The organism is Geodermatophilus amargosae, assembly GCF_900116515.1.
In the GTDB taxonomy this organism is placed as follows: Bacteria; Actinomycetota; Actinomycetes; order Mycobacteriales; family Geodermatophilaceae; genus Geodermatophilus; species Geodermatophilus amargosae.
This window is the reverse complement of record NZ_FPBA01000003.1, coordinates 229,250-247,379: the sequence shown is the minus strand read 5'-3', so window position 1 is coordinate 247,379 and position 18,130 is coordinate 229,250. Positions and strand designations below refer to the sequence as shown.

Below are 18,130 nucleotides of genomic sequence, written 5' to 3'. Positions count from 1 at the left end.
GACCGTGGCCGTCCACGTCGGCACGTCCGGCTGGAGCTACGACCACTGGGACGGCGTCCTCTACCCACCGGGGACACCGTCCCGGGACCGGCTGGCGCACTACGTGCGCCGGTTCGGCACCGTGGAGCTCAACGCGAGCTTCTACCGCTGGCCGCGCACCGCGACCTTCGCCGGGTGGCGGCAGCGCCTGCCCGAGGGGTTCCAGCTCTCGGTCAAGGCCCCGCGCGGCCTGACCCACGCCAAGCGGCTGTACGCGCCCGAGGCCTGGGTCGAGCGGATCGCCGCCGCCTGGCACGAGCTCGGGCCGAAGCGGGCGGTGCTGCTCGTGCAGCTGCACCCGGCCGCCGCCCGCGACGACGCCCGGCTGGACCACTTCCTCACCGTCCTGCCCGACTGGGTGCGGGTGGCCGTCGAGTTCCGCCATCCCAGCTGGCACGACGAGGCGGTCTTCGCCCTGCTGGAGCGGCACGGCGCCGCCTACTGCGTCATGAGCGGCGCCGGCCTGCCGTGCGTGCTGCGCGCGACGGCACCGTTCGTCTACGTCCGGCTGCACGGGCCCGACCCCACGCACCTGTACGCCGGCTCCTACGCGGACGCCGACCTGCGCTGGTGGGCCGACCGGATCGCGGAGTGGACGGCGCAGGGGCGCGACGTCCACGCGTACTTCAACAACGACGGCCACGGCCACGCCGTCCGGAACGCCGAGACCCTCCGGAGCCTGGTCGGCGGCTGAGCGCGGGCGGCCCGGGAACGCCAGACTGGGCCGGAGCCCGCCGACCGCGGCGGGGAGATGCCGGGGGAGGCGCGCGTGAGCGAGTCGGAGGACAGGCCCCGCGACGGCGGGCTGGTCGCACGGTCGGTCGAGGAGTTCGTCGCGCAGCTGCGCGGGTTCACCGACCGGGCCACCCGGCTGGCCGCCGGCGCCGTTCCGTCGGGGCTGTCGCTGCCGCGCCTGCCGTCCCCGCCGGGCGCGATGTCGGCGGCGCAGGTCCGCTCGATCGCCGCGTCGGTGAAGGCCCAGCGGCAGCTCATCGAGGGCCTGGTCGGCCAGCTGCAGGCCTTCGACGAGCAGCTCGCCGTCTTCGAGCGGATCCTCGACCCGCTGGTCGAGTGGAGCTCGACCTGGGCGCGGCTCGAGGAGTCCTTCGCCGACGTCGTGCGCCGCGCCCCGACCGACCCGCCGCCTCAGCCTGAGTAGCAGGCGGTCAGCGCGGCCACCATCAGCGGGACGTCGAGCGCCGAGGCGAGCTCCCGGCAGGAGTGCATCGCGAGCATCGGCGCGCCGACGTCGACGGTCGCCAGCCCGAGCCGGGTGGCGGTCAGCGGGCCGATCGTCGAGCCGCAGGGCAGGTCGGCGCGGGAGACGAAGTACTGGAACGGCACCCCGGCCTCGGCGCACCGCTCGGTGAACCAGCCGCCGCTGGCCGCGTCGGTGGCGTAGGCCTGGTTGGCGTTCACCTTCACCACCGGGCCGCCGCCGAGCTGCGGGGCGTGGGCGGGCTCGTGCCGGTCGTAGCGGGTCGGGTGGACGGCGTGCGCCATGTCCACCGACACCAGCCGGGACCGCGCGATCGTCCGGGACAGCGCCTGCGGGTCGTCCGGGTCGGTGACCGCGACCAGCCGGCGGACGACGTCCTCGAGGAAGCTGCCCCGCGCCCCCGACATGGAGCCGCTGCCCACCTCCTCGTGGTCGTTGGCGACCAGCACCTGCGTGCGCTCGCCGGGCGCCGCGCCGGTCAGCGCGGTCACCCCGGCGTGGCAGCCGGCCAGGTCGTCCAGCCGTGGCGCGGCGATCCACGTGCCGTCGGCGCCGGTGGCGCCCGCCGGCTGGGTGTCGGCCAGCACCAGGTCGGCACCGACCACCTCGTCGGCCCGCACCCCGGCGGCATCGGCCAGCGCCTCGGTCAGCCCGGGCTCGGTGTCCAGGTCCCGCGACCACACCGGGACCAGGTGCCGCTGCGGGTCGAGGGTCAGCCCCTCGCGCACGCCGCGGTCGAGGTGGATCGCCAGCGACGGCAGCCGCAGCGGGGCGCCGTCGAGGCGCACCAGCGCGGTGCGGCCGCCGCGCAGCACCACCCGCCCGGCCACGGTCAGCTCCCGGTCCAGCCAGGTGTGCCACAGCCCGCCGCCGTAGGGCTCGACGCCGACCAGTCGGTAGCCGGCCTGCCGGACGTCCGACCGCGGCCGGACCCGGAAGGTGGGGGAGTCGGTGTGCGCGCCCACCAGCCGCATCCCGGCCTCGGCGAGCGGGGCGCTGCCCAGCCGGAACGCGAGCAGGCTGCCGTGCCGCACGACGAAGTGCGCCGCGCCGGGGGAGAGCGACCAGGCATCGGCCTCGGCCAGTTCGGTGAAGCCGGCGGCGGTCAGCCGGCGGGCGAGCTCCGCCACGGCGTGGGACGGCGAGGGTGAGGCGTCGACGAACGCGCGCAGGTCGGCACCGGGTGGGAGGCCGGGGGAGAGGTCGGGCACCGGCCGATCCTCCCCCGGAGGCGCCACTGGTCCGCGGACCCCACCGGTGAATGGTCATGCGTTGTCGTGCATAATCTCTCTCGTGTCCAAGGTGCTCACGTCCCTGCCCGCCGGCGAACGCGTCGGGATCGCCTTCTCCGGTGGTCTCGACACCTCCGTGGCGGTCGCCTGGATGCGCGACAAGGGCGCGGTGCCCTGCACCTACACGGCCGACATCGGCCAGTACGACGAGCCCGACATCGACTCGGTGCCCGGCCGGGCCGCCGCCTACGGCGCCGAGATCGCCCGGCTGGTCGACTGCCGGGAGGCCTTGGTCGAGGAGGGCCTGGCGGCCCTGACCTGCGGCGCCTTCCACATCCGCTCCGGCGGACGCAGCTACTTCAACACGACGCCGCTGGGCCGTGCGGTCACCGGCACGCTGCTGGTGCGCGCGATGCTCGAGGACGACGTCCAGATCTGGGGCGACGGCTCGACGTTCAAGGGCAACGACATCGAACGCTTCTACCGGTACGGCCTGCTGGCCAACCCGTCGCTGCGGATCTACAAGCCGTGGCTGGACGCGCAGTTCGTCGAGGAGCTCGGCGGACGCCGGGAGATGTCGGAGTGGCTGACCGCCCACGGCCTGCCCTACCGGGACAGCGCGGAGAAGGCCTACTCCACCGACGCCAACATCTGGGGCGCCACCCACGAGGCCAAGCGCCTGGAGCACCTCGACGCGAGCATCGAGATCGTCGAGCCGATCATGGGCGTCCGGTTCTGGGACCCCGCCGTCGAGATCGAGACCGAGGACGTGACCATCGGCTTCGCCAACGGGCGGCCGGTATCGGTGAACGGCAAGGAGTACGCCTCCGCCGTCGACCTGGTGCTCGAGGTGAACGCCATCGGCGGCCGCCACGGCCTGGGCATGTCCGACCAGATCGAGAACCGGGTCATCGAGGCCAAGAGCCGCGGCATCTACGAGGCGCCGGGCATGGCCCTGCTGCACGCGGCCTACGAGCGGCTGGTCAACGCCATCCACAACGAGGACACCCTCGCGACCTACCACGCCGAGGGCCGGCGGCTGGGCCGCCTCATGTACGAGGGCCGGTGGCTGGACCCCCAGGCGCTGATGCTGCGGGAGTCCCTGCAGCGGTGGGTCGGCATGGCGGTCACCGGCGAGGTCACGCTGCGGCTGCGCCGCGGCGAGGACTGGTCGCTGCTCGACACCACCGGCCCGGCCTTCAGCTACCACCCGGACAAGCTGTCGATGGAGCGCACCGACGACCCCGCCTTCGGTCCCACGGACCGGATCGGCCAGCTGACCATGCGCAACCTCGACATCGCCGACTCCCGCGCCAAGCTCGAGCAGTACGCCGCACTCGGCATGGTCGGCGGCGGGGGCGAGGTCGCGGTGATCGGCGCCGCGCAGGCCGCGGCCACCGGGCTGATCGACGGGATGACCGAGGGCGGCGCCGAGGCGATCGCCGGCCGCGCCACCGCGGGCGTCGACGACGAGGCGCTGGACCGCGCCGCCATGGAGTCCGGCAACGACTAGCGGCCGGCCTGCGGGTCGTGCGCGGCGCCACTGCCGACGGTGTCCCTGAGCGGCCTCCCTCAGGGACACCGTCCCGCCGTCGGGCCGGAGTGCGGTCCCCGCACCCCCGTCCTGTCAGCGGCGCGGCAGCCCGACCAGGAGTTCGTCCTCCTCGTCCGACCCGCGGGCCGGGTCGGGGCCCACGCCACCGACCTGCCGCACCGTCCGCCACTGGCCCGGTGCCCAGGCGCGCGTCAGCAGGCCGTCCTCCGTCAGTGCGACCAGGGCTCCGCTCTCCGTCGCGAGCAGTCCGGCCTCGATCTCCTCGTCCCCGCCATCGGTGACCTGCACCGTCCAGATCGGCATCCCGCGCTCCCCCTCTCCGGGCGCCGCTCCTCGGTGCCCGATCCGGGAAGACAACGGGGCCCGGCGGGCGGTGGCAAGGGTGCCTGGGCGCGCCATCGCTGAGCGTCAGCGGAACGACATGGGGCGGAATTTTGCGGGTGGGCTCCCGGCGGGGTCGTGGGAGACCGGCGTCGCCGACCCCAGCGGCGCCGCGGCGGCCGCCCGGCGGGCGATCCGCAGCCCCTCCGCGGCGGTGAGGTCGTCAGCCGGGCGGGCGCAGGTCGGTGCGCAGCGGGTGGCCGGCGGGGACCTCGACGAGCACGATCGGGAGGCCGTCGGGGTCCTCGACCGTGGCCTCCAGCAGCCCCCACGGCTGCAGCACCGGCGCCGCGACGACGGGAACGCCGGCGTCGGCGAGCCGGGCGACCTCCGCGGCGACGTCGCGCACCTGCACCCACAGCGCCAGGCCGTGCGGGGGCCGGTCGGCGTGGCCGGAGACCTCGAGCAGGCCGTTGCCGAGGAAGAACACCACGCCGCGGTGCTCCGGCGGCCCGAACTCCCGGTACACGGCCAGCCCGAGCGCGTCGCGGTAGAAGGCCTGGGAGCGGTCGGGATCGGCCGGCCGCAGCAGGAGCCGGCTGCTCAGGACGTCCACGCCGCCCACATACCCTCGATCGGTGACCCCTCCCGTCCCGGCGGCGGTCCCCGCCGACCGGCGACGGGACCTGGCCGCCGACTGCTCGTCGTGCGCCGGCCTGTGCTGCGTGCTGCCGGCGTTCTCCGCGTCGGCCGACTTCGCCATCGACAAGCCCGCGGGGCGGGCCTGCGTGCACCTGACCGGGGACGCCCGCTGCGGCATCCACGCCGACCTGCGGCAGCGCGGGTTCCCCGGGTGCACGGTGTTCGACTGCTTCGGCGCCGGCCAGCGGCTGGTGGCGGTCGCGGCGGTCGAGCGGCCGGCCGCCGACCCCGGCGTCGCCGCGGCCTTCCCCGTCCTGCGGCAGTTGCACGAGCTGCTCTGGTACCTCACCGAGGCCGCCGCCCTGCCGCTGCCCGCGGGGCTGCGGGGCGAGGTCGCCGCGGCGCTGGACCGCACGGAGCGGCTGGCCGCCGGGTCGCCGGCCGACCTGGCCGCCGTCGACGCCGCCGCCGTCCGGGCGGCGGCGGGGGAGTTGCTGGGCCGGGTCAGCGAGACCGCCCGCCGGGGCCGGCGCGGCCGCGGGCGGGACCGCCGTGGAGCCGACCTGGTGGGCGCGGACCTGCGCCGGGCCGACCTGCGCGGGGTGAGCCTGCGCGGCGCCTACCTGATCGGCGCTGACCTGCGCGGCGCCGACCTCACCGCCACCGACCTGCTCGGCGCGGACCTGCGCGCGGCCGACCTGCGCGGCGCCGACCTCACCGGCGCGCTGTTCCTCACCCGCCCGCAGGTGGCCGCGGCCCGCGGCGACGGCGGCACCCGGCTGCCCGCCGCGCTCGAACGCCCGGCGCACTGGCCGGCCGGTGCGCCGGTCAGTACAGGTCGTCCCCGTCCTCGGGGCGGCCGCGGCGGCGCAGCAGGCCGGTGACCCCGGCGACCCGCGACTGCGCCTGACGGATCGTCGCGATCATCGGCATGAGGTCCTCGTTGATGGTGCGCAGCGTGTCGGGGATGGTGTCCACCGCGGGGTCGTCGAGCACCCGGCCCATCCGCTCCAGCCCCGGCTTGAGCGCCCGCACCGGCTCCTCCAGCTCGCCGACCAGGTCCTCCAGCCGCTCGGCGGTCCGCTGCGCCGACGCGATGGCCGACGTCGCCGTCGACGTCGCCGCGATCAGCTCCCGGACGGCGGAGTTGAGCTCGGTCAGCGTGCGGGGCAGCTGGGCCAGCGCCTCGGTCTGCGCCTGCAGGGTGGTCAGCAGCTCGGTGAGGCCGGGGATGCGGGGCATGCCGAGCCGGAAGGGGTCCACGACCGCAACCGTCGCTCCCCGGCCGTCCCGACCGCAACCGCAGCCATCCGGACGGTTCAGCCGGGGAGCACCTCGCGCCACCGCTTGCCGGCCGCCCGCCCGCTGCGGACGTCGGCGAGCCCGCGCAGCGCGTCCATGTCCTGCCAGGTGCCGCTGAGCAGCCCGAAGACGCCCACGCCGGTGGCCAGCATCGACGGGTGCGGCGCCGGCATCCCGTTCGGCCGGACGAAGGTCACCCTCCACCGCTGCCCGGCCGCGGTCAGCTTCAGGCCGCCCCCGAACCACCACCACGGCCACGAGACGTCGGTGACCTGCGCCAGCGGGACGTCGAACACCGGGGTGTCGCTGACAAAGGTCAGCCCGCCCTGCGCGGTGGCCAGGTAGCCCGGCACGTTGCGCAGCCCGCCGATCAGCCAGGCCGGGCTGACCAGGGCGTCGCCGCCGTTCACGGTGCCCCTCTCACAGTGCCTCTCTCACCGTGCCCCTCTCACAGTGCCCGCAGGATGTCCTCGACCCGCTCGCGCGCGTCGCCGAAGAGCATCCGGGTGTTGTCGCGGAAGAACAGCGGGTTCTGCACGCCGGCGTAGCCGGTGCTCATCGACCGCTTGAAGACGACGACGTGCTCGGCGTCCCACACGTGCAGCACCGGCATCCCGGCGATGGGCGAGCCCGGGTCCTCCATGGCGGCCGGGTTGACCGTGTCGTTGGCGCCGATGACCAGCACGACCGACGTCTTGGCGAAGTCGTCGTTGATCTCGTCCATCTCCAGGACGACGTCGTAGGGCACCTTCGCCTCGGCCAGCAGCACGTTCATGTGCCCGGGCAGCCGGCCGGCCACCGGGTGGATGCCGAAGCGCACCTCGACGCCCTTGTCGGTGAGCGTGCGGGTGAGGTCGGCGACGGCGGACTGCGCGTGCGCCACCGCCATGCCGTAGCCGGGGGTGATGACGACGCTGTCGGCGTCGCGCAGCAGCTGCGCGACCTCCTCGGCGGTGATCTCGGTGTGCTCGCCCTCGACGGCGGCCGACGCGGTGCTGCCCTCGTTGCCGAACCCGCCGGCGATCACCGAGACGAACGAGCGGTTCATCGCCTGGCACATGATGTAGCTGAGGTAGGCACCCGAGGAGCCGACCAGCGCACCGGTGATGATCAGCAGGTCGTTGTCGAGCAGGAAGCCCGACGCCGCGGCCGCCCAGCCCGAGTAGCTGTTGAGCATCGAGACGACGACGGGCATGTCGCCGCCGCCGATCGAGGCGACCAGGTGCCAGCCCAGTGCCAGCGCCAGCACCGTCAGCCCGGAGAGCACCGCGAGGCCCGGCGAGACGACGAAGACGACGGTCAGCACGGCGAACGCCGCGAGCGCGCCGAGGTTGAACGCGTTCTTGCCCGGCAGCACCAGCGGGTTGCTCCTGATCCGCCCGGACAGCTTGAGGAAGGCGACGATCGAGCCGGTGAAGGTGACCGCGCCGATGAAGACGCCGATCGCGACCTCGGCGGAGTGGATGCCCACCGGGAGGCCCAGCTGCTCGGCCTCCCCGGCGGGGGCGCCCTCCACCGACAGGTAGCCGTTCCAGCCGACCAGCACCGCGGCCAGGCCGACGAAGCTGTGCAGCAGCGCGATGAGCTCGGGCATGCCGGTCATCTCGACGATGCGCGCCCGCCAGAGGCCGATGGCGGCACCGAGCACCATCGCGACGACGATCAGCCCGACCGACAGCGGGTCGCCGTTGCGCCAGGCCAGCCCGATGGTGGCGACCAGCGCGACGGCCATGCCGGCCATGCCGTACGCGTTCCCGGTCTTGGCGGTCTCGTGCCTCGACAGCCCGGCCAGGCTCAGGACGAACAGCAGGCCGGCGACGATGTAGGCCGCGGATGCGGCGGTGGTGGCGGTCATGGCTCAGGCCCTCCGGAACATGCCGAGCATGCGGCGGGTCACGGCGAAGCCGCCGAAGACGTTGATGCTGGCCAGCAGCACGGCGAGGAACGCGAGCACCGTCACGACCGTGCTCACGTGCCCGAGCTGCAGCAGCGCGCCGACCACGATGATCCCCGAGATCGCGTTGGTGACGCTCATCAGCGGGGTGTGCAGCGCGTGGTGCACGTGCCCGATGACGTAGAAGCCGACGACGACGGCCAGGGCGAACACCGTCAGGTTGCCGATGAGCTGGTCGGGCGAGAACGCCGCCAGCAGGAACAGCACGGCGGCGGCGAGGCCGACCAGCGCGGCCCGCCGTCCGGGCGCCGGCGCCTTCTTCGCAGGAGGTGGCAGCGGCGCCGGCGGGGGAGCGGCGGCCACCGGGGCGGCCGAGACGGCCACCGGCGGCGGGGGCCACAGCACCTCGCCGTCGCGGGTGACGGTCATCGCCCGCTGGACGACGTCGTCCATGTCGAGGACCAGCCGGCCGTCCTTGCCCGGGGTGAGCAGCTTGAGCAGGTTCACCAGGTTGGTGGCGAACAGCTGCGAGGCCTGCGCCGGCAGCCGGGCGGGCAGATCGGTGTAGCCGATGATCGTGACGCCGTTCGGGGTCACCACCACCTCGTCGGCCACCGAGCCCGCGACGTTGCCGCCCTGCGCGGCGGCCATGTCCACGACCACCGAGCCCGGCGACATGCTCGCCACCATCTCCTCGGTAAGCAGCCGCGGCGCCGGGCGGCCGGGGATGAGCGCGGTGGTGACGACGACGTCGACGTCGCGGGCCTGCTCGGCGTACATGACCGCGGCGCGGGCGTTGAAGTCCTCGCTGGTCACCGAGGCGTAGCCGGTGCCGCTGCTCGCGGCCTCGGCCTCGTCGGCCGGGACGCCGACGTACTCCCCGCCCAGCGAGCGGACCTGCTCGGCGACCTCGGGCCGGACGTCGGTGGCGCGCACGATCGCGCCGAGGCTGCTGGCGGCGCCGATGGCGGCGAGCCCCGCCACGCCGGCGCCGGCGACGAAGACCTTGGCCGGCGGCACCTTGCCGGCGGCGGTGACCTGCCCGGTGAAGAACCGGCCGAAGGCGTGCGCCGCCTCCACGATCGCCCGGTAGCCGGCGATGTTGGCCATCGACGACAGCACGTCCAGCGACTGCGCGCGGGAGATGCGGGGGACGGCGTCCATGGCCAGCGCGGTCACGCCGCGGGCGGCCAGCGCCTGCACCAGGTCCGGCGAGAGCGCCGGCGCCAGCAGGCTCACCAGGACCGCCCCGGGGCGCAGGCGGCCGATCTCGTCGCCGGTCGGGGCGTTGACGTGCAGGACGACGTCGGCGCCCCAGGCGTCGGCCGCCGACCCCATCCGGGCGCCCGCGGCGACGTAGGCCTCGTCAGGGAAGCTGGCCGCCTCCCCGGCGCCGGACTGGACGAGGACCTCGTGGCCGAGGGCGCACACCGCGCCGACGCTCGTGGGGGTCGCGGCGACCCGCGTCTCGTTCCGCCGGGTCTCTGCGGGCACACCGATGAGCACGCGCACTCCAAGGACAGCTCGGGCCGGCGACGTTGCCGGCGGGGCCTGGGTGGTGCAGCGGGGACGCGGGCGGCGCCACCCCGGGGCTGCATCGTGACAGGCGCACCGGCATCCCTCGCCTCCCGGGACCCGATCGTGACGCGGATCGCACGGTGATCGCACGAGGAGTGCACGGGAAGTGCACGGTGCCGACCCCACCCGGGCGGGTGAGCGCCGGGCGCCGTCGTCGAGTGACCGGACACGACAGCGGCCAGCGCCCCCGGATCGGGGACGCCGGCCGCTGTCGTGGTGCCGGGGACTCAGGCGCCGGTGTAGGGGGCGCCCAGCGGGTCGACCGTCGGGTAGCTGTCGACCGTGGCCGCGAGCCGGTCGGCGGCCCAGTCGCCGTCGCCGAGCAGGTGGTCGATCGCGGTCAGCCGGCTGGTGTAGTGGCCGACCGAGTACTCCGCGGTGACGCCGATGCCACCGTGCAGCTGGATCGCCTCCTTGCCGATGTGCCGGCCGGCGCGGCTGGTCTGCAGCCGGGCGCGGACGGCGGCGGCGACCACGTCGCCACCGGCGTCGGCGACCATGCTCGCCCACAGCGCGGTGCTGCGGGCCAGCTCCAGGGACACGTACATGTCCGCCGCGCGGAAGGTCAGCGCCTGGAAGCGGTTCAGCGTGACGCCGAACTGCTTGCGGGTCTTCAGGTACTCCGCGGTGGTCTTGAGCGCGGTGTCCATCGCCCCGATGGCCTCGGCGCTGTAGGCGATGCGGGCGAGGGCCTGGGCCCGCTCGACGTCGGCGCTGCGGTCCGCGGTGCCCTCGCCGAGCAGCTCGGCGGGAGTGCCGTCGAGTGTCACGTTCGCCGCCCGGCCGCCGTCGTGGGTGCGGTAGCCGGTGCGGGCCAGGCCCTCGGCGTCGCCCCGGACGAGGAACAGCGCGGTGCCGCCGTCGGTGACCGCGCTGACCACGAGGACGTCGGCGCGGGCGCCGTTCGGCACCGGCTCCTTGACGCCCGTCAGCCGCCAGGCGCCGCCGTCCTGCGTGGCGGTGACGGCGGCCGCCGAGGGGCTCCACCGGGTGGCCGGCTCCGCGTGCGCCAAGGCGAGGACGCTGCTGCCCTCGGCCAGCGGCCCGAGGACCGCCGCCCGCTGCGCGGCGGTGCCCACCGCGGCGACGAGGCCGCCGGCGAGGACCACGGCCTCGACGAACGGCTCGGGCGCGAGGACCCGGCCGATCTCCTCGGCGACGACGGCCACCTCGATCGGGCCGGCGCCCATGCCGCCGTCCTCCTCGGGGAAGGGCAGGCCGAGCACACCCATCTCGGCCAGCCGGGCCCAGGTCTTCTCGTCGAAGCCGGGGTCGGTGGCGGTGACCCGGCGGCGCTGCTCGCTGTCGGAGTAGGCGCGGCCCAGGAGACCGGCGACGGCCTCGCGCAGGTCGTTCTGCTCGCTGTCGTAGGTGAAGTCCACTGCTAGCTCACAGCCCCAGGATCGTGCCGGCGATGATGGTCCGCTGGACCTCGTTGCTGCCCCCGTAGATGGAGACCTTGCGGTAGTTCAGGTACTGCGGCGTGGCCACCCGGGCCCAGTCGGGCACCTGCGAGCCGCCGTCGGCGAAGGACGCCACCGACAGCGGGCCGGCGATGTCGACCAGCAGCTCCGTGGCGGCCTGCTGCAGCTCCGAGCCGCGCAGCTTGAGCACCGACGAGGCCGGGTGCGGCTTGCCGTCGGCGGAGTTGGCGACCACGCGCAGCGCGGTCAGCTCCAGCGCCAGCAGCTCGTTCTCCAGCTCGGCGATCCGCGCGGTCAGGCGGGGGTCCTCCGACAGCGGGCGGCCGCCGACGACGACCTCGCGGGCGTGCGCCTTGGCCTGGGAGATCAGCTTCTTGGTGGCGCCCACGCGGGCGATGCCCACGCGCTCGTTGCCGAGGAGGAACTTGGCGTAGTCCCAGCCGCGGTTCTCCTCGCCGATCAGGTTGTCGGCCGGGACGCGGACGTCCTCGAAGAAGACCTCGTTGACCTCGTGGCCGCCGTCGATCAGCTCGATCGGCCGCAGCGTGACGCCCGGGGTGTCCATCGGGAAGACCAGCATCGAGATGCCGCGCTGCTTCTTCTCGGCGGTCGGGTCGGTGCGGACCAGGCAGAAGATCCAGTCGGCGTACTGGCCGAGGGTGGTCCACGTCTTCTGGCCGTTGACCACCCAGTCGTCGCCGTCGCGGACGGCGGTGGTGCGCAGCGAGGCGAGGTCGGAGCCGGCGTCGGGTTCGGAGAAGCCCTGGCACCACCAGATGTCGAGGTTCGCCGTCTTGGCCAGGAAGCGCTCCTTCTGCTCCTGGTTGCCGAAGGCCGCGATGACCGGGCCGATCATGCTGGCGTTGAAGGCCAGCGGCTCGGGCACGCTGGCCAGCTGCATCTCCTCGCGCCAGATGTGGCGCTGCAGCGGCGTCCAGTCCTTGCCACCCCACTCGACCGGCCAGTGCGGCACGGCCAGCCCGGCGGCGTTGAGCACCTGCTGGGCCTGCGCGTACTGCTCGCGGGTCAGGTGCCGGTGGGCCGCGACCTTGTCGCGGATCTCCTGCGGCACCTGGGTGGTGAAGAAGGTGCGCATCTCATCCCGGAAGGCCTCCATCTCCGGGGAAAGCTGCAACCGCATGGGACCTCTCTCCTGACGGCGGTGTGACGCCGTCTCGACGTGTTCCCCGACGATCCCACATCTGTTACCGGGCAGTAGATCCGGCACGTGCAACAGGCAGGGCGGACGTGCCCGGACCCCGGGCGGCGGCACGAGGTCGTGCCGCCGCCCGGGGCCCGGGGTGCTGCTCAGGCGGCCGGGAAGGTGTCCCAGAACGCGCAGTTGGCCTCCGCGGCGACGTCGACCGGCCCGATCCCGCCGGCCGAGGCGACGTCCAGGCCCTGGACGTCCGACGGGTCGGAGTAGCGGTGCCAGGCCGGCACCCCGCGCCCGTTCGGGTTGCCGGTGGCGGCGAAGGTGGTCCAGTACCGCACCATCGTCGTCGCCAGTGCCTGCTGCTCGGCGTCCAGCCCGTTGCCGAACAGGCCGGGGAACAGGTAGGGCAGCTCGCCGGCGTGCTGGGCGCCCTCCTCGTACAGGCCCGCCGGGAAGGAGAACGGCGGCCGCGAGAAGTCCAGCAGCGGGTCGGCCCCCTGGTCGCGGAACTGGTAGGCCCAGACCCCGTCGCGGCGGGGCCGCTGGTCGAGCGCCTCGTAGGCGTCCACGTGTTCGCAGGTCGACAGCGCGCTGCCGGTGTCGCTGGCGATGGCGGCCAGCACCCGCAGCGGCGAGCCGTACTCCGCCAGCGGGTACAGCGCCGCGACCTCACCGGCCCGGGCCCCGAACCGCTGGGCGAGGACCGCGTGGTAGTTCGCCGGGTCCAGCAGCGTCGGCAGCTGGGCGGCCGGGAGGCTCAGCGGGGTGAACAGCGTGTTCTCGTCCTGCAGGTTGCCGTGGACCACCGGCACGCGGTTCCAGTTGCCTGACGCGATCGCGTCGGCCGGCTGGACCGGCAGGGACGAGCCGCCGACGACGAACGAGCCCCCGCCGGCCGGCCATGCGGCCAGCAGGTCCGCGACGGGCCTGGCCTGCAGGCACTCGACGACGGCCGGGCCGTCGCCGGTGCACCCCACCGTGGTCGCCACGGTCTCGCCGACCGCCTCGGCCTCGTCGAGCGTCGCGTACTCGGTCGTGCAGCTGTAGCTCTGGGCGATGGCCTTGTCGAACAGGCCGCGTGCGGTGGGGGAGGCCAGCTGCGCGCACACCGAGGACGCGCCGGCGGACTCACCGAAGATCGTCACGTTGCGCTCGTCGCCGCCGAAGGCCTCGATGTTGCGCTCCACCCAGCGCAGTGCGGCCTGCTGGTCGAGCAGACCCGCGCTGCCGGACCCCTCGGGGCCGACGGCGGCCGAGAGGTCGTCCTGGGCGAGGAAGCCGAACGGGCCGAGGCGGTAGTTGATCGTCACGACGACGACGTCGCCCTCGAGTGCCAGCTTGCTGGCGTCGTAGCGGTCACCGCTGCCGGTCCGCCAGGAGCCGCCGTGGATCCACACCATGACCGGCAGGTCCCGGCGGTGGGTGTCCAGCCCCGCGGGGGTCGTGACGTTGAGGTACAGGCAGTCCTCGTCGGTCGAGGAGGTCGGGTTGGTCAGGCTCGACGCCTGCGGGCAGGGGCTGCCCGGCTCGGTCGCGTCGAGCGTGCCGGGCCAGCTCGGTGCGGGCTGGGGCGGGCGGAAGCGCAGGTCGCCGACCGGCGCGGCGGCGAACGGGATGCCCTGGAAGAGGCGGTGGTCGCCGGGCCTCGAGCCCTGCACGGCGCCGCCGTCGGTCTGGACGACCAGCGGCGCGCGGTCGCGCGGGCCGCCGCCGGAGCCGGGGTGGGCCGCGGCCGGCGCGGCCGTGGCGAGGGCGCCCGCGGTGAGCGCGACGCCGGTGAGGACGGCGAGCAGTGACCTGCGCAGCCGCCGGGGGACGGAGTGGGGCACGAGACCTCCAGGTTTCCGGCCCGGCACGACGGTGTGACCCGGGCCACGGACGGCTGGGACAGTAACCCGTCGTGTTTCACGATCGCCAACCGCCCTCCGGCCCCGCGGTGGGGCGGCAGCGCAGGGGCGGAGCAGGATGTGCCCGTGCCGGCCGCGATGCCCGGTGGCCGGCTGCTGCTGGCCGCCGTCCTGCTGACCGCGCTCAACCTCCGCGCCGCGATCGCCGCCGTCGGCCCCGTGCTCGACGACGTCCGGGCCGACCTGGGTCTCTCGGCGGCCGCCGCCGGGCTGCTGACCACCCTGCCGGTGCTGTGCTTCGCGCTGCTCGCGCCGGCCAGCGCCGCCCTCGGCCGCCGGATCGGTCCCGGGGCCGCCGTCCTCGGGTCGATGGTCCTGCTCGCGGGGGCACAGGGGCTGCGGGTCCTCGGCGGCTCCCCGGTGCTGCTGGCCGGCACCTTCCTCGTCGGTGCCGCGATGACGGTGGGCAACGTGCTGCTGCCGGCCGTCGCCAAGGGGTTCGGGCACCGGGCGGGCACGGTGACCGGCCTCTACACCGCCGCGCTGGTGGCCGGTGCCGCCGCCGGCGCCGCGTTCACCGCGCCGCTGGCGGCCGTGCTCGGCTGGCGGGGCGCGCTCGCCGCGGAGGGGCTGCTGGCCCTCGTCGCCGCGGTCGTGTGGGCGGGGGCCGCGCGGGGTGCCGCCGCTGCGGGCCCCGCCCCGGCGACCGCGCCGTCCGACGGCTCGCTGTGGCGGTCGCCGGTCGCCTGGGCCGTGACCGCGGTGCAGGCGCTGCAGTCGACGCTGTACTTCACGCTCACGGCGTGGTTGCCCACGCTGCTGGCCGACCGCGCCGGCACCGACGCGGCCACCGGCTCGCTGGCCGCGTCGGTGTTCCAGGTGTTCGGCATCGCCGGGAGCCTGCTGGTGCCCGCCGTCCTCGCCCGCCGGCGGGGGCAGGCCGGGCTGGCGCTCGGCGTCGCGGCGCTGTGGTCCGTGCCGGTCGCCGGGCTGCTCGTGCTGCCCGGCTCGTGGCCGGCCTGGGCGGCCGTCGGCGGGCTGGCGCAGGGCGCGGGGATCGCGTTCGCGGTCACCCTCGTGGTGCTGCGCGCCGCCGACGGGGCGGTGGCCGCCCGGCTCTCGGGCATGAGCCAACTGGTGGGCTACGGCGTCGGCGCCCTCGGCCCGGTCGTCGTCGGCGCGCTGTCGGAGGTCACCGGCGGCTGGACGGCGCCGCTGCTGCTCCTGCTGGCCCTCGGCCTCGGCCTGGCGGCGGCCGGGCTGGTCGCCGCCCGGCCGGTCGAGGTGCGCTGAGTCAGGGCAGCCGGACGACGTCGGCGAGCACGCCGCCGTCGTCGGTGAGCCGCTCGGGTGCCGGGCTGTCGTAGACGACCATCAGCCGGCCGTCCTCCGCCGGGCCGAGCAGGCCGATGCCCTCGGCGTGGTCGTCGCCGTCGCCGAAGGGCAGGGACAGCTCGCGGGTGAGCAGGTCGCCGCGGACGACGGTCGGCTCCTCCGCTCCGCACGCACCGTGCCAGCGGTAGACGTACACCGGCCCGTCGAGGTCCATCGTCGGCCCGGCGAGCACGAGCAGGTCCTCGCCCTGCGGGCACAGGTCGCGGACGCCGAGGCCGGCCAGCCGCAGCACGTGCTTGCGGTAGCGGCGGCCGTCGGGGAACCTCCTCAGTCGCAGCCGCGCGGGGTCGTGCCGGTCGACCTCGGGCCGGAGCTCCAGCACCACGGCCCAGCCACGCAGCACCGGCCCGCGCAGGCCGAGGTAGACGCGTTCCCCGGAGACGGCGATGCCCTCGACGTCGAGGCCGTTGTCCTTGCCGGGGATCGGCAGGAACGGCGCCAGGTGCTCGTCGTCGGCCAGCAGGTCACGCAGGTCCTTGCCGCGGGCGCCGAAGACGGCGGCGCAGCGGGTGCCGTCGTCCTTCACCAGGGTGGGCAGCCCGTCGACGTCGACGACCGGGATGCGCACCAGCACCTGCCGGCGCGGCTGGCCGGTCACCTTCGCCAGGCGGCGCAACGCCCGGTCCCCGTCGTGCTCGTCGCGGATGCGACGCCGCCGCAGGCTGTGCGACCCGACCGCCCACAGCGCGTGGCCGGTGCGGGCGAGGCCCTCGATGTCGGCCTCCTCCTCGACCCCCGGGCCGCTGCCGCCGGGCAGGGGCACCAGGTCGGCGAGGGAGAAGCTGGTCTGGTCGCCGTAGCAGGTGGGGTCGGCGGGGTCGTCGGCCACCAGCCGCTCGATGGTCGCGGTCTCGTCGCCGGCGACCCAGAGCACCGGCCCGTCACTGCGGATCGCGGAGAGGTTGGTGTGGGTGGCGCTCTCCCGGGCGGCCGTGCCGAACCGGAGGATCACCGTGCGCTCTGTCGTCACGGGCGCGCACCTTGGCACGCGATCGCGGTCTCCGGGTGGATCCGGAGCGTCGTACCGTGCGGCATGGATCTCGTCTGTCCCAAGTGCCAGGGCGCGATGCGCACCTACGAGCGCAACGGCGTCCACGTCGACCAGTGCACCGAGTGCCGGGGGATCTTCCTCGACCGCGGGGAGCTCGAGCGGCTGATCGACGCCGAGAACTCCTGGCACGGCGCCCCGGCAGCCGCGCACTCCGGTGGCCAGTACGCCGGTGGCCAGCACTCCGGGGACCAGCACGCCCAGCAGCCGGCACAGCAGTACGGCGCACCGCAGCAGCACGGGGCCCAGTACCCGGCCGCCGGCGGTGCGGGACTGGGCGCCGTCGTCAACGAGGTGCTCGGCGCGGTGCGCGGCTCGTCGCACTCGTCGTCGTCCCACGGGTCGTACGGCTCGCACGGCAAGAAGCGCAAGGAGTCCTTCCTGTCTGACCTCTTCGGCTGAGCGGCCTCGCGTCCTGCCGGCGCTCGTGCTCTGCCCACGGGTGTGGGCAGAGCACGAGCGCTCGCGGAGGGACCCGGGCGCCGCGCCGGTAGCGTCGCCGGTGTGGCGGCGCGGGAGCTGGTCGTGCTCGGCACCGCCAGCCAGGCGCCCACCCGCACCCGCAACCACAACGGCTACCTGCTGCGGTGGGACGGCCGCGGCTTCCTGTTCGACCCCGGCGAGGGCACCCAGCGGCAGATGCTGCTGGCCGGTGTCCCGAGCAGCGCCGTGCACCGGGTCCTGCTCAGCCACTTCCACGGCGACCACTGCCTGGGACTGCCCGGGGTGGTGCAGCGGATGTCGCTCGACGGCGTCGCGCACCCGGTGGCGGCGCACTACCCGGCGTCGGGGCAGGTCTTCTTCGACCGGCTGCGGCACGCCACGCCGTTCGCCGACCTCGCCGAGATTCGCGAGGAGCCGGTGACCGGCCCGGGTCGGCTGGCCGAGGACCCGGCCGGGGTCCTGGAGGTGCGTCGGCTCGAGCACCCGATCGAGACCTACGGCTACCGGCTCGTTGAGCCCGACGGCCGGCGGATGCTGCCCGACCGGCTCGCCGCGGCCGGGGTCACCGGGCCCGACGTCGGCCGGTTGCAGCGCGAGGGCGCGCTGCGCGTCGGGGAGACGACGGTGCGCCTCGACGACGTCAGTGAGCACCGCCGCGGGCAGCGGTTCGCCTTCGTCATGGACACCCGCATGTGCGACGGCGTCGCGGCGCTCGCCGACGGCGCCGACCTGCTGGTCATCGAGTCGACCTTCCTCGCCGAGGACGCGGTGCTGGCGCACCGGTACGGCCACCTGACCGCGCGCCAGGCGGCGCGGGTGGCCGCGCAGGCGGGGGTGCGCCGGCTGGTGCTCACCCACTTCTCGCAGCGGTACCCCGACCCCCGCGCCTTCGAGGAGGAGGCGCGGGCGGAGTTCGACGGCGACCTCGTCGTCGCCGCCGACCTGCAGCGGGTCCCGGTGCCCCCGCGGGCGGACGCCCCCGGCGGGTGACCGCGGCCGGGACGGGTAGCCCCGGGGACCGCACCCGAGGAGGA

The 18,130-nt window shown here is 75.1% G+C and carries 18 protein-coding genes; 7 read left to right on the top strand and 11 right to left on the bottom strand.

All coding sequences use genetic code 11. From position 1 onward, the window contains the following. Nucleotides 1-4: 4 nt before the first annotated feature. Both BM414_RS06395 and BM414_RS06390 read left to right on the top strand, forming a co-directional pair. Nucleotides 5-733 (top strand): DUF72 domain-containing protein, encoded by a 729-nt coding sequence (locus BM414_RS06395; protein ID WP_093578590.1) that lies wholly within the window; start codon nt 5-7, stop codon nt 731-733. Nucleotides 734-808: 75 nt separating this feature from the next. Further along, entirely contained in the window at nt 809-1,198 is a 390-nt protein-coding gene (locus BM414_RS06390) for a hypothetical protein (RefSeq protein WP_245784528.1), read from the top strand. On the opposite strand, the gene BM414_RS06385 is transcribed toward BM414_RS06390, so the two are convergent. After that, the gene (locus BM414_RS06385) at nt 1,186-2,469 is read right to left on the bottom strand and encodes a M18 family aminopeptidase (RefSeq protein ID WP_093578588.1); all 1,284 of its coding nucleotides are present in this window, start codon (nt 2,467-2,469) and stop codon (nt 1,186-1,188) included. The genes BM414_RS06390 and BM414_RS06385 overlap by 13 nt on opposite strands. A gap of 82 nt (nt 2,470-2,551) precedes the next feature. Here BM414_RS06385 and argG point away from each other — a divergent pair, with 82 nt between their 5' ends. Then, the gene (gene argG / locus BM414_RS06380) at nt 2,552-4,003 is read left to right on the top strand and encodes an argininosuccinate synthase (RefSeq protein WP_093578587.1); all 1,452 of its coding nucleotides are present in this window, start codon (nt 2,552-2,554) and stop codon (nt 4,001-4,003) included. Nucleotides 4,004-4,117: 114 nt separating this feature from the next. On the opposite strand, the gene BM414_RS06375 is transcribed toward argG, so the two are convergent. Beyond that, nucleotides 4,118-4,348, bottom strand: coding sequence for a hypothetical protein (locus BM414_RS06375; protein ID WP_093578586.1), 231 nt, complete (start codon nt 4,346-4,348; stop codon nt 4,118-4,120). Between the two features lie 241 nt (nt 4,349-4,589). Next, complete coding sequence (locus tag BM414_RS06370) at nt 4,590-4,982, bottom strand: VOC family protein (RefSeq protein WP_175551452.1); 393 nt, start codon at nt 4,980-4,982, stop codon at nt 4,590-4,592. Between the two features lie 22 nt (nt 4,983-5,004). Between BM414_RS06370 and BM414_RS06365 the strand changes: the two genes are divergently transcribed. After that, complete coding sequence (locus BM414_RS06365) at nt 5,005-5,892, top strand: pentapeptide repeat-containing protein (RefSeq protein ID WP_093578585.1); 888 nt, start codon at nt 5,005-5,007, stop codon at nt 5,890-5,892. Here BM414_RS06365 and BM414_RS06360 read toward each other — a convergent pair. From BM414_RS06360 to BM414_RS06330, 7 genes are all read right to left on the bottom strand, one after another. Then, complete coding sequence (locus tag BM414_RS06360) at nt 5,837-6,271, bottom strand: hypothetical protein (RefSeq protein ID WP_093578584.1); 435 nt, start codon at nt 6,269-6,271, stop codon at nt 5,837-5,839. The genes BM414_RS06365 and BM414_RS06360 overlap by 56 nt on opposite strands. 56 nt (nt 6,272-6,327) lie before the next feature. Next, nucleotides 6,328-6,720 carry a hypothetical protein gene (locus tag BM414_RS06355; protein WP_093578583.1) on the bottom strand — a complete coding sequence of 131 codons (393 nt, stop codon included), beginning with the start codon at nt 6,718-6,720 and terminating at the stop codon, nt 6,328-6,330. Nucleotides 6,721-6,758: 38 nt separating this feature from the next. Further along, on the bottom strand, nt 6,759-8,165 hold the full coding sequence (gene pntB / locus BM414_RS06350; RefSeq protein ID WP_093578582.1) for a Re/Si-specific NAD(P)(+) transhydrogenase subunit beta: 1,407 nt from the start codon (nt 8,163-8,165) through the stop codon (nt 6,759-6,761). A 3-nt stretch (nt 8,166-8,168) separates the two neighbouring features. Further along, nucleotides 8,169-9,710 (bottom strand): Re/Si-specific NAD(P)(+) transhydrogenase subunit alpha, encoded by a 1,542-nt coding sequence (locus tag BM414_RS06345; protein WP_093578763.1) that lies wholly within the window; start codon nt 9,708-9,710, stop codon nt 8,169-8,171. 299 nt (nt 9,711-10,009) lie between these two features. Further along, on the bottom strand, nt 10,010-11,164 hold the full coding sequence (locus BM414_RS06340; RefSeq protein WP_093578581.1) for an acyl-CoA dehydrogenase family protein: 1,155 nt from the start codon (nt 11,162-11,164) through the stop codon (nt 10,010-10,012). A 7-nt stretch (nt 11,165-11,171) separates the two neighbouring features. Then, the gene (locus BM414_RS06335; protein WP_093578580.1) at nt 11,172-12,347 is read right to left on the bottom strand and encodes an acyl-CoA dehydrogenase family protein; all 1,176 of its coding nucleotides are present in this window, start codon (nt 12,345-12,347) and stop codon (nt 11,172-11,174) included. A 167-nt stretch (nt 12,348-12,514) separates the two neighbouring features. Next, a complete protein-coding gene (locus BM414_RS06330) occupies nt 12,515-14,191 on the bottom strand; it encodes a carboxylesterase/lipase family protein (protein WP_093578579.1) in 1,677 nt (558 codons plus the stop codon). 144 nt (nt 14,192-14,335) lie between these two features. Between BM414_RS06330 and BM414_RS06325 the strand changes: the two genes are divergently transcribed. Beyond that, complete coding sequence (locus tag BM414_RS06325; protein ID WP_093578578.1) at nt 14,336-15,502, top strand: MFS transporter; 1,167 nt, start codon at nt 14,336-14,338, stop codon at nt 15,500-15,502. A gap of 1 nt (nt 15,503) precedes the next feature. Here the strand turns inward: BM414_RS06325 and BM414_RS06320 are convergent, their stop codons facing one another. Further along, nucleotides 15,504-16,574 carry a DUF3616 domain-containing protein gene (locus BM414_RS06320; protein ID WP_093578577.1) on the bottom strand — a complete coding sequence of 357 codons (1,071 nt, stop codon included), beginning with the start codon at nt 16,572-16,574 and terminating at the stop codon, nt 15,504-15,506. 63 nt (nt 16,575-16,637) lie between these two features. On the opposite strand from BM414_RS06320, the gene BM414_RS06315 reads away from it, so the two are divergent. Together BM414_RS06315 and BM414_RS06310 are read left to right on the top strand one after the other, a co-directional pair. Next, nucleotides 16,638-17,054: a TFIIB-type zinc ribbon-containing protein gene (locus BM414_RS06315; RefSeq protein ID WP_093578576.1), complete on the top strand. Its 417-nt coding sequence runs from the start codon at nt 16,638-16,640 to the stop codon at nt 17,052-17,054. Nucleotides 17,055-17,156: 102 nt separating this feature from the next. Beyond that, the gene (locus BM414_RS06310) at nt 17,157-18,086 is read left to right on the top strand and encodes a ribonuclease Z (RefSeq protein WP_093578575.1); all 930 of its coding nucleotides are present in this window, start codon (nt 17,157-17,159) and stop codon (nt 18,084-18,086) included. Nucleotides 18,087-18,130 lie beyond the last annotated feature (44 nt).